The 10853-nt window shown below is 24.1% G+C and carries 11 protein-coding genes; 2 read left to right on the plus strand and 9 right to left on the minus strand.

The genetic code is table 11. The features are described from left to right. The 4 genes from CSGHG_RS22660 to CSGHG_RS09730 all read right to left on the minus strand — a co-directional run. Positions 1–100, minus strand: a 100-nt coding sequence (locus tag CSGHG_RS22660) for a MerR family DNA-binding transcriptional regulator (protein ID WP_010294516.1), incomplete at its 3' end; no start/stop codon positions are given. Positions 101–143: 43 nt separating this feature from the next. Continuing rightward, positions 144–1667 (minus strand): murein biosynthesis integral membrane protein MurJ, encoded by a 1524-nt coding sequence (murJ, locus tag CSGHG_RS09720; protein WP_010294517.1) that lies wholly within the window; start codon positions 1665–1667, stop codon positions 144–146. A 223-nt stretch (positions 1668–1890) separates the two neighbouring features. After that, positions 1891–2616 carry a lysoplasmalogenase gene (locus CSGHG_RS09725; protein WP_010294520.1) on the minus strand — a complete coding sequence of 242 codons (726 nt, stop codon included), beginning with the start codon at positions 2614–2616 and terminating at the stop codon, positions 1891–1893. Between the two features lie 416 nt (positions 2617–3032). After that, the gene (locus tag CSGHG_RS09730; RefSeq protein WP_010294522.1) at positions 3033–3497 is read right to left on the minus strand and encodes a hypothetical protein; all 465 of its coding nucleotides are present in this window, start codon (positions 3495–3497) and stop codon (positions 3033–3035) included. A 180-nt stretch (positions 3498–3677) separates the two neighbouring features. Here CSGHG_RS09730 and CSGHG_RS09735 point away from each other — a divergent pair, with 180 nt between their 5' ends. After that, positions 3678–3881 (plus strand): heavy-metal-associated domain-containing protein, encoded by a 204-nt coding sequence (locus tag CSGHG_RS09735; protein ID WP_010294527.1) that lies wholly within the window; start codon positions 3678–3680, stop codon positions 3879–3881. Positions 3882–3975: 94 nt separating this feature from the next. On the opposite strand, the gene CSGHG_RS09740 is transcribed toward CSGHG_RS09735, so the two are convergent. Beyond that, positions 3976–5526, minus strand: a complete 1551-nt coding sequence (locus CSGHG_RS09740) for a BCCT family transporter (protein WP_010294529.1) — start codon at positions 5524–5526, stop codon at positions 3976–3978. Between the two features lie 485 nt (positions 5527–6011). Here CSGHG_RS09740 and CSGHG_RS09745 point away from each other — a divergent pair, with 485 nt between their 5' ends. Next, on the plus strand, positions 6012–6647 hold the full coding sequence (locus CSGHG_RS09745) for a TrkA C-terminal domain-containing protein (protein WP_010294532.1): 636 nt from the start codon (positions 6012–6014) through the stop codon (positions 6645–6647). Between the two features lie 51 nt (positions 6648–6698). Here CSGHG_RS09745 and CSGHG_RS21895 read toward each other — a convergent pair whose 3' ends face one another. The 4 genes from CSGHG_RS21895 to CSGHG_RS09765 form a co-directional block, all read right to left on the minus strand. Beyond that, entirely contained in the window at positions 6699–8081 is a 1383-nt protein-coding gene (locus CSGHG_RS21895; RefSeq protein WP_010294534.1) for a PH domain-containing protein, read from the minus strand. Positions 8082–8112: 31 nt separating this feature from the next. Next, entirely contained in the window at positions 8113–8487 is a 375-nt protein-coding gene (locus tag CSGHG_RS09755; protein WP_010294536.1) for a GntR family transcriptional regulator, read from the minus strand. Between the two features lie 117 nt (positions 8488–8604). Then, the gene (locus tag CSGHG_RS09760; RefSeq protein WP_010294538.1) at positions 8605–8952 is read right to left on the minus strand and encodes an arsenate reductase family protein; all 348 of its coding nucleotides are present in this window, start codon (positions 8950–8952) and stop codon (positions 8605–8607) included. A gap of 280 nt (positions 8953–9232) precedes the next feature. After that, positions 9233–9640: a hypothetical protein gene (locus CSGHG_RS09765; RefSeq protein WP_010294540.1), complete on the minus strand. Its 408-nt coding sequence runs from the start codon at positions 9638–9640 to the stop codon at positions 9233–9235. Between the last annotated feature and the right edge of the window lie 1213 nt (positions 9641–10853).

The raw sequence follows: 10853 nt of genomic DNA on the forward strand, positions 1-10853 counted from the left end.
GTTGTGGCTTAAAAAGTCCTATTTTATCATAATATCTAAGAGTTTGAGTTGATACATTATGTAACTTTGCCATTTCTCCAATTAAAATTTTATTTTTCATTTAAAATTCACCCTTATACCTTTTGCTTTTGTTAAGTTTATATTTAACTTTTAATTTTAGATTTTATATATATAATAATCTCTTCAAATTCAGATACTTTAAACACTTTTAACAATAAACCATAAATAACTACACCTATTATGATAGATATACCTATTGCTAGTAACATATTAATCTCATACATGAAATCATAAGACAGTTTAACTATAGCTCCCATTATTAATGAAGCAATAAATATTTTTAACGTCGGTTTAAATATAGGTTTAGTCTCTATATTTTTTATTTTTTGTTTTACACTTCCAAATAACAATATAGTAGCTACTATTGCAGCTAATGAAGTTGATAACGCTAGTCCTTTTAACCCTAGTTTTTCTATGAATAATAAACTTAATATTATGTTTATTATTACAGCTATTATTCCATTTATTGTAGATTTTTTTGTATCTTGAGCTGCATATAATGATTTATTAAATATATCTCTAAGCCCAAAAAAAGGTATACCAATTGCATAATAAGCAAGTGCAGAAGCAGTCATTTCTACGCTTCTATCATCGAATATTCCATGTTTAAATATTACAGTTATAATAGGTGTACTAAGTACTATTAATCCTATTGTACATGGAAATAATATCATATTCATATTATTTATACCCTTTTCCATATAAAATTTGAATTTTGCTCCATCATCTTCACTTATAGCCATAGACATAGTTGGAAAAATAACAGTTATTATAGCCACTGCAAAAGTAGCATAAATAACATCGGATACTCTTTGACCATAAACCAATGCAGATATTCCTCCATTAGCTATGCCTGATGCTAATGTTTGATCCACTAGTTTATTTATTTGATTCGCAGATGCTCCAATTATTACTGGCAAAATCAACATTAGCATTTTTTTTATTCGTTTATCTCTTAAATTTAATATAGGTTTAAACCTAAATCCATGTTTATACAAAAATGGAATTTGAGCTAACGCCCTAAGTGCAGCTCCAATAACTGTTGCAATTGTTAACCCATATACACCACCATTTGCACCAAATAATATGTAAACTATAACCGGAATATTGAATATAAGTCCAACAACTGTTGGTCCTAAAAAATCATCCATAGTTTGAAGTATAGCAGTATACCCTGAGTGCATAATTAAAAACACTAAAGTTACAACACTAATTCTAGTAAGATTTACCGCTAAGTCAAAAGTTTTACTATCTGCATTTAACGCCATAATTTTTACAATCGCCGGAGAAAATATAACGCCTAAAATAATTAGTATTATTCCTAATACCGTTGTTATATTCATAATATTATTTGCAAAATCAAACATTTCTTCTTTACCTTTTTTATTTAAGGTATCACTCAGTATTGGAATAAATGTTGTTGTGATAGCTAATGCAATCATAATAAATAAAAAGTCCGATACATTCATAGCTATATTATAAGCATCTGTCTGATAGGTAGTTCCAAAAGCACTTCCCACTAATGCATCTCTTAAGAATCCTATAGCTTTATTTATAAGTGTCATAATCATAATGACCGTAGCAGCTTTTGCTAATCTTTTCTTCATAATTTCCTCCAAATGCTTTTCTTATCACTTCCATAATATTATACACTATAGACAAACTTTTCTTCTACTATACTATATGGAAATAAACTCAAATTTTAATTTACACAAAATAGGGGTTGTATCAAAATCAAGTTTAAAAAACTTCATTTTGGTACACCCCCGTCTATTTCCACTATATATTTAAATGTTTCTAAATCCACTAATCACTATGTTTATTTAAATTTTATAAAACTAGTAGATAATTATAAACTATACAAATTTGAGCAATAACATAAGTTATCCAAACCCAAATGGATTGATTTTTAAGACCTATCTCCTTTATTTCTGATAAAGATATTATAAAATCCGAAATCATAAATATAGTTGCCCCTATAGTTAAAATAATAAATTCCCCTTTAGATTCTATTGCTAAATTTAATGATAAAAACATCATAGTTGATATAAGAATTGAATAAATTAAGCTAATAAAATTAAATTTTTTAGTTCTTGTATTGTTATAAACAAACTTTTTCCATACACCTAAAATTACTATATACCCTATAATGAAAATTAAAATCAGTCCACCAAATTCATATTGAAAAATCTTAGTAATTTCTATATAACTTAATATATAAAGTATATGTGCTAGTGAAAAAAACGTCATACCTAACATTAACCTATCTTTTGATTTTATAAGCTTTGCCATTGCCATATCCCCAATTGCTGAAAAAGTCATTCCTAAAAATATGAACATTAAATATGTTTTTAAATTTTCATTGTTATTTGTTTCCCAAAAAATGAAAGCCACTATTATCATTGAAAAACTAAATAACATTTTTATGAAAGTATGAAGTTCACCATTGGTTTTTCCTTCTTTTTTGCATCTAATCGTTACATAAACACTATCTAAAATTATAACTATAAACTGCAATATTGGAATTAATAAAAATATCCGTTTTGCTACCAACACAAAATTCACCTCCATTTATTTTAACTACTCTATAGGGGTTTGAACTAGGCTTTAAAGTTATTCATTTATCAAATGAGAAAGTTTTAATTAATATTTTCCCAATAACTAACAGATTGTTTTAGTTAAAAGTTAAGAGTGAATAGTGAACAGTTGTAGTTATTTTTCTCAACTGATAACAAAAATTTCATGTATAAATTTAATTTCAAGATTGTATCCCTCTATAGGGTTCCAAGTTGACTCTTAGAGTTATCCATTTTTAAACTTGGATACCTTAAAATAGTGAGGCATGTTCCGAATCACTTAGAATTCAATACTATATTTCATATGAAGCATTTTTAAATCATTGAATAAATTTAAATTGGAGCTTGTTTACCTATACTTATAAATAAATTACTTTAATATATAAACCAATTTAATTATAATCCTGTCTCTGTCTCTTCTTCTATAACTTCTTCTTCTCTCAATTGATTAGTCATCTTACCTATAGTAAAAAAAGTAATAAATTCTTTCCATGTTATAGGTAATATTATTGCATACGCTACTGGATATATATCATTTTTATTTTTTACATATGCAATATTAACAAAAAACTTTATACTTCTAAAATAAATATCATCGCCTTGTTCAATTGTTTCAGCATCCACATCTAATTCTCCTAAATCCTCTAACCCTTCAAAATTTCCATTTTTATATTTATTAACCCAATACAAAAGTATTATAAAAAAATATTCTATAGTTATACCAAACTGAATATCAATAGCTACATTTCTTATAGGCGCAATGAAAATAGCTTGTATAGATGATAATAATTGTTCTTCCTCACTACCTAAAGCATTTTGCAATTGTCTACTTGGAATATTTCTTATTCTGCCTGTTCCCATTTTAAATTCCTTTTGTGTTATTTTTTATTTTATTTCTTATTAATATACTATTTCTAGCTTAATAATTTTATGAATTCTTTAATGCTTAAATAAGGATAATTTTTAATTATTTACTTAATACTATAACTGAAATCTATTTTAAAACTATTATTAAAATTAATTTATGAAAGGAGAGTTATAATGAATAAACTACATTACAATGTTTCTGGCATGTCAAATTCAGAGAGTAAAACTAAAATTAAAAATTCATTAACTAAAATAGAGGGTATTCAACAAATCGCAGTTGATCTTGCAAGAGGATCCGTAGAAATTGAATATAATTCACCTGCTACTGAGAATGAAATAAAAACTTGTATTGAAAATACAGGTTTTTCAATACAGTAATTTTAGATAAAAATAGGCAGTAATTTAAAATTACTGCCTACTTTTATTAATATCTATTTTAAAATGTACTTTAATATTTATAAATATTAATTATTTAACCCTGTGATTCTACTTTTTTCACGCTTATTTTTTTACTTTTTAAACTTTCATTTTCTTCTACTGCATATAATTCCTTAGTAAAAGCTACAATTACAATCAACATTATAATACCAAATGGCAATGCCATAACTATTGATGCACTTTGCACCATAGCAAGCCCTCCAGCAAAAAGCAGTACTATAGTTATTCCTGCTTGCATCATTCCTAATACTATTTTTTTAGAATTTTTAACTTCTGTATTTCCATTTGATGTTATCATTCCCAAAACGTAAGTTGCAGAATCTGCACTAGTTATGAAAAATGTAAACAGTAAAATTACAGCTATTATTGACATTATCCACCCTAATTGATAAGTTTCAAAAATCATAAATAGTGCAGTTTCAACTTTTTCTATAGCAACTGTTCCAACATTTAACGGTGCATTAATACCCAAAGTTCCAAATACATCCATCCAAATAATACAAAAACCAGCTGGAACAAACAATACTCCTCTTATAAATTCTTTTATAGTTCTACCTTTAGAAACTCTGGCTATAAATATTGCTACTGATGGAGCCCATGCAATCCACCATCCCCAATAAAATATAGTCCATTTTCCATACCATTCACCTTTTACAAAGATATTATTATTAGTAGTAACAAGTTCTACCGCATACCCTTTTAATCCTAAAATTAAATTATTAAACATATCACTAAATGGTCCTATAATGATTGCCATAACTAAAAATATTCCTGCTAAAATCATATTGGTATTAGATAATATTTTTATCCCTTTATTTACACCTGTACAAGCAGATATTAAAAATAACACTGTTATTATTGTTATTATTATTATCTTTACAACATTGTTATCTGGTACTCCAAATAAATAATTTAGCCCACTATTAACTTGAAGTGTCCCCATACCAAGAGACGTAACTATTCCTGCCATCGTTGCTAATACAGTAAATATATCAACAATTTTTCCTAACATTCCATTAGCTCTTTCCTCACCTATTAAAGGTATTAATAAACTACTGATAAGTATGGGTTTTTTTCTTCTAAAATGCATATATGCTAGTGCTAATGCCAAAACTGAATAACATGCCCATGCGGATATCCCCATATGAAGAAATGATTTGGTAAAAGCAAATTCCTTTGCCTCTGGTGTTGCCCCTTGAAGGTTTAACGGTTTAATATAATGTGTTAATGGTTCTGCTACCCCCCAGAAAACTAGTCCTATTCCAATTCCTGCACTAAAAAGCATACAGAACCAAGTTAAATTTGAAAATTCTGGTTTTGAATCGTCGTCTCCAAGCTTTACATCTTTAAATTTGCTAAATGCTATCCATATACAAAATAAAAAGAATATAAGCATAAGTCCACAATAAACCCATGAAAATTTATCTATTATTATTGAATATATTAAATTTACCCCATTTTCTAAACTAGTTCTAAAAAATACTCCACAAAATACTACCAATATAGCAAATACTATAGAACTAATATAGACTATATTATCTTTTAAAAAATTTTTATTAATATTTTTCTCTTTTTTATAAATCATAAAATTTATCTACCCCCTAAGTGAAATCTTACTTTTTTTATAAAGTTGTCAGTTTTGCGAATAAAAAAGTAACTTAATTTCAATATATTAAGTTACTTACTTTTTTGTTCTGACACATTCATGTTAACATATAAGTTGTCATAATGCAAATTGTCCCATTATATCTTTATATTAATTTTACATCTTATATTTTTTATGATAAAATTTAAAATTGTGTGAGCATATATGGTTCTAAAGTTTTTTCCAATTTAAATATTAGGAATTGTAGATTATAAATAGTAGATATATAAACAGTAATTATATGCTTGAACATAGTTTGAATTCGATCATACAATTTAGAATAAAAAATTTTTTAACTAATAAATTAAAGTTCAAACTTATTTAAACTATATAATTATTATTCTAATTTCACTTTTAAATTAGATTTTTAATAAATTTATAACATTTAATTTCTATAGTATAATTTAGGGGAGTGCATATCTATAATGACAAAAAAAGTGAAAATTCCAAACTACATAAGAATTGCTACTGATATAGCTCATAGAATAGTTAAAAATGAATTTACTGAAGGTAGCAAAATAACAGGTAGAACAACACTTGTAAGCATTTACCAAGTTTCACCTGAAACTATCAGAAGATCCATTGCATTACTTAAAGACATGGATGTTGTTACAGTAAATGAGAAAAGTGGAATAATAATAAATAGTAGGAAAAAAGCTGTTGATTTTTTAAATAAATTTAAAACTCAGTCTGATTTTAACAACTTAAAATCAGAAACTTTTGAACTATTAAATGAAAAGAAAAAAATTGATGATGAAATTGAACAAAAATTAAATTCTATAATAAAATTTGCCACTCAACTTCGTAATGTAGGTACAATAATTCCCTTTGAAAGTACTGTACCTGTTGATAGTTCTATAATTGGCAAAAGTATCGGTGAGCTTAATTTTTGGCATCATACAAAAGCTACAATAATTGGTGTAAAACGTGATAATGAAACATTTCTATCTCCTGGACCTTATTTTACATTGTTAGCTAGAGATATTTTAATTTATGTAGGCAATGATGAGGTTTTAGAAAATGTTGAAAATTACATGATTAATCCATTTAATCGAATATAATATAAAAGTTTCTATGCTTTATTATAAACATAGAAACTTTTTATAGAATTTTTACATGTATTTATCTATTTTTTTATAAACTTCTTTTGTTTTATTTTCATCCTCAAAATTTATGAATATATATCGTCCATTATTATACTTTATTCTTATAACTTGATTTTCATCATTTAAAACATACAATCTTACATTTCCATAACCATCTGTTTTAAAACTTCCAATTTTAACATTTCCTATAGCAGCTCCATTGGTTCTTAACATACACTTAGGCATTTTTTCTATTATAACTTCTTCTATTTCATTATATTTTATATTATCTGAGTAAACCATCGATCCAGTTATACTTATACTATCTTCTGTTATATCAATATCCATTTTTTTCATATTGTATGAAAGTAAAAACACACCTAGAACTGTAGCCATTAGAACTGCTATTATAATTGTTGTTATTATTTTAGCTCCTGTTTTGGCATAGTTCATATCTATTCCTACTCCAGCTCTTGATTCAACCATTAAAGCTGGATCCATTGGATTATAATAAAACATTCCACCTATATACAAATCGTCATCATCTCTATTTATCATAGCTGAATCTTCTGTTATCATTTCTCCATAATTAACATTTTTATTGCTGTTTATTTTTTTTACATATATAAATATGAATATAATTGGTATAGTACTGATTACAATAGATATAATTGATACTACACTTTCATTAATTATATCTATGGTGCTTAAAATAATCATACTATTTATTATACTTGTAACAGCTATACTCCATGCTATTATATCATTTATAAATTTTCTTTTTAAAATAGCTTTATCCTTTATTACTTCAAGTGGACCACCATTTAAATTTTGTTTTACTTTCAAAACTTTATTATATAAAACTAATCCTAAAATTACTGTTAAAAACTGAATTATAACTAGATAATACATATTAGTAACTTTAAACTTTATGAGTATAGCTAAATCAATGAAAGTTATAACAAAACATATAATGTAAATTGCTAAAGTTTTATTACTCTTTGATTTTTTTCTAAATTTTAAATCTACAATAATGCTTTTATCTTTTAAAAGATCTTTCCAATTATTATTTTTCTTTATATCTTTAATAACCTTATATGCTTTATAATAGCACATTTGTATAATGCCTATACCACAAAATGCATTTATTAATATAATGACAGGCTGATATTCCTCATTTATCAAAAACAATACAGTCATCAATATGATTGTAAATATAGTATAGCTAATAACTAAATTTTTTCTATATTCTTTACATGCTTTAATTATTTCTTTATCTTTTTCATAACCATAAGGTATTCTAATACCAAAACATACCGTCTTGTCTCCCATTGAGCTTTGACTTAAAAGTCCACATCCCATCATTATAACTGACATAAATATGTTAAATATGAAAAAAAATATACTCATAATTTCATCCCCTTATATAAAATATTAACTATTAATTATTTTTCATTTTAGTATTTTCATAAACTTCTTCTAATAAGTTTATAAGTTCGTTTTTACTTATATTTTTGCAAATTGCTTCTTTAATTAAAAAATCCATTTCTTCTTGTATTTTTTTTAAAGATTCATCTCTTTTACTTATATTTATTGCTACTCCATTCCTTCTACTTATAGTTACATATCCATCATCTTTTAATATATTATATGCTTTATTTACTGTATGAAGATTAACCCCTAAATCACTAGCTAATTCTCTTATAGTTGGAAGGGACTCTCCTTCAATTAGCTCACCTTTTGCTATTTCTTTTATTATTTCATTTTTTAACTGAATATATATTGGAGTTTCACTATTAAAATCTATTTTTATCAACTTATCACCTCAGTATTATATTTGTTATATATGTAATATAACAAATGCAACAAGAAAATTCAAGCAAAAAAAATCTTAAAGATTAATTTCTTTAAGATTTTTATTATTTAATTTATATCATTGTTCTTTTATCCATTCATTCCAGGTATCAGGAGAATATCCAATTGTAGCTTTCTTACCATTTCTAACTATTGGAGTTTTATAAAGTTGCGGATTATTTAATAAAACTTCCATTCTAGTTTCTTCTCCTCTTATTTTATCTAGATTCAATTTTTTATAATCCTTCGAAGTAGAATTAATTAAATTGTTTAATCCTACTGCATTTTTTATATTTTGAAGTTCTCCTTTACTGGGAGCTTTCATTTTTAAATCTATAAACTGAAAGTTAATTTTTCTTTCTTTAAAAAATCGTTCTGCTTTTTTTGTATCAAAACATTTTCTTATTCCAAATATTTGTATATTCATTTAGTACCACCTTTTTTTATTTAATTTTTATTTAATTAAGTGCCTATAGAGAATCAATATTATCTTTAAGTTTATTCATAAAATCCTTGTTATTAGTTGATAAAACTAAGTACAACTATAAGTAGTTAAGAATTAACTATTTTTAAAATACGTTTAGTATTATTAGGATCATAATAACTATTTTAAAGATATTAAATAAATTTAAATTGGAACTTATTTCCCTATAATTATATCATTTAAAAATAGAAAGAAGCATATGAACATTCATATGCTTTCTTTTTTAACTCATACTTAATCTTTTATAAGATTTTAATGCCATTTCTATTAATTCTTGTGATAAATTTATTATTTCCGAAATCTCATCTTCAGTGAAATCCCATTGTTTAGCAAGATGATCAACTAATTCTCTTTGCTTTTCATGAAAAACTCCATCTGCTAATATCATTCTGTATAATTCAAAAATAACTATATTTTTAATTTTCTTTCTTGAATTCTCAAAATCTTTGCTTATATCATCAAGTTGCCTTTTTCTAGGGATATATGCATTGTCAAAAAAGCCACATTCTTCAGAAAATTTTTTAAGCATCCAACTCTCGCTAGCTGTAACATATCTATCAACTTTCATTGTATATTGGGCCAAATCTAAAAAACTTTTTCTCTCTTTTAATTGCAATTCCATTAAGAACATATATATCACCTCTATTTCAAAATATATCAATATTTTAATGTTACATAATCTTTTAAAGTAAAACATAAAACCAAATTATTATGTACTTGATTTCTATATCATACCCTAACTTAATGATTTTAATTTTAAGTTAATTCTAAGCTAATTTTCATAATAATTTAAATTAAATTAATTTTTTATCAGTTTATATTAATATACTATAATTTATTATTTTTTTCAAATATAATAAATTTACTTTTTTAAGTATAAAATTTAACTTTTCAAGTATTATCCATTCTTTTTTTTATAGATATTTTGTATTATATTTTCATTACTTTACATATTATCTACATATCATTGAGGTGAATACATTGGTAAATAAAATTTTAAATTTTTCTAGTGTTGTTTTAGCATTACTACTTATATCTTTAGCTTATTCAGATATAAATAACCAAATTTGTTTTATTAAATTTTTTCTATAATACAAATTATTATTTACTTTTTTATTATATTAATAATTATATTTTTACATAATAAATTAAATATATTTAAAGTTTTTTATGTATATCTTTATGTTTATTAGGACTTTTAAATTTCTTTATTTTTCTAATACTTTAAGTATAAATTAACGTATTTTAAGTAATATATCTTTAAAAATAATTCTATTTTTTATATTATAAAATAAAATAATATTAATTATATTATTTAAACACAAATTATTACATACTACTATCATTTATATGTATATTAAATTCTATATACATATATAAAATAGGTTGTTGTATAATTGAATTTCAGTGTAAAGTATATATTATTTTTCATTACTATACTTTAATTTGCGACACTCACTGTATAGATAACAATCTATTTTTATTTATGTTTTATAATATAAATATTAACGTTTTTTCATTTTAATATGATTATAAATTTTTATTTTCTATTGTTTAGGTATAAAAAATGTATTTCAGGTAAAATAGATTTAAAAATTTTATAAAATGATATATATTGTTTATGGTTTAAGAATTTATACTTCATAAGGAGAAACTTATGATATATTATATATTTTTCATAATATGTTTTATCATTGCAATATGGTTAAGATTTTTTAATGATGTTAAAAATAATATCATAATTCAAAAAATCTACATATTATTAGATACAGTTCTTATTTTTTATATTCTTTTGTTTGTAAAAAATGTTATAGTTGTATTTTGAAATTAATTTTAAATAATTA

Origin of the sequence: Clostridium senegalense JC122 (assembly GCF_000285575.1) — a bacterium.
GTDB lineage: Bacteria > Bacillota > Clostridia > Clostridiales > Clostridiaceae > Clostridium_J > Clostridium_J senegalense.

Bases quoted from the DNA above. Each gene is read 5' to 3' on its own strand.
- murJ (WP_010294517.1), bottom strand. From the start codon at position 1,667: ATGAAGAAAAGATTAGCAAAAGCTGCTACGGTCATTATGATTATGACA.
- CSGHG_RS09730 (WP_010294522.1), bottom strand. From the start codon at position 3,497: ATGGGAACAGGCAGAATAAGAAATATTCCAAGTAGACAATTGCAAAAT.
- CSGHG_RS09735 (WP_010294527.1), top strand. From the start codon at position 3,678: ATGAATAAACTACATTACAATGTTTCTGGCATGTCAAATTCAGAGAGT.
- CSGHG_RS09740 (WP_010294529.1), bottom strand. From the start codon at position 5,526: ATGATTTATAAAAAAGAGAAAAATATTAATAAAAATTTTTTAAAAGAT.
- CSGHG_RS09745 (WP_010294532.1), top strand. From the start codon at position 6,012: ATGACAAAAAAAGTGAAAATTCCAAACTACATAAGAATTGCTACTGAT.
- CSGHG_RS21895 (WP_010294534.1), bottom strand. From the start codon at position 8,081: ATGAGTATATTTTTTTTCATATTTAACATATTTATGTCAGTTATAATG.
- CSGHG_RS09760 (WP_010294538.1), bottom strand. From the start codon at position 8,952: ATGAATATACAAATATTTGGAATAAGAAAATGTTTTGATACAAAAAAA.
- CSGHG_RS09765 (WP_010294540.1), bottom strand. From the start codon at position 9,640: ATGTTCTTAATGGAATTGCAATTAAAAGAGAGAAAAAGTTTTTTAGAT.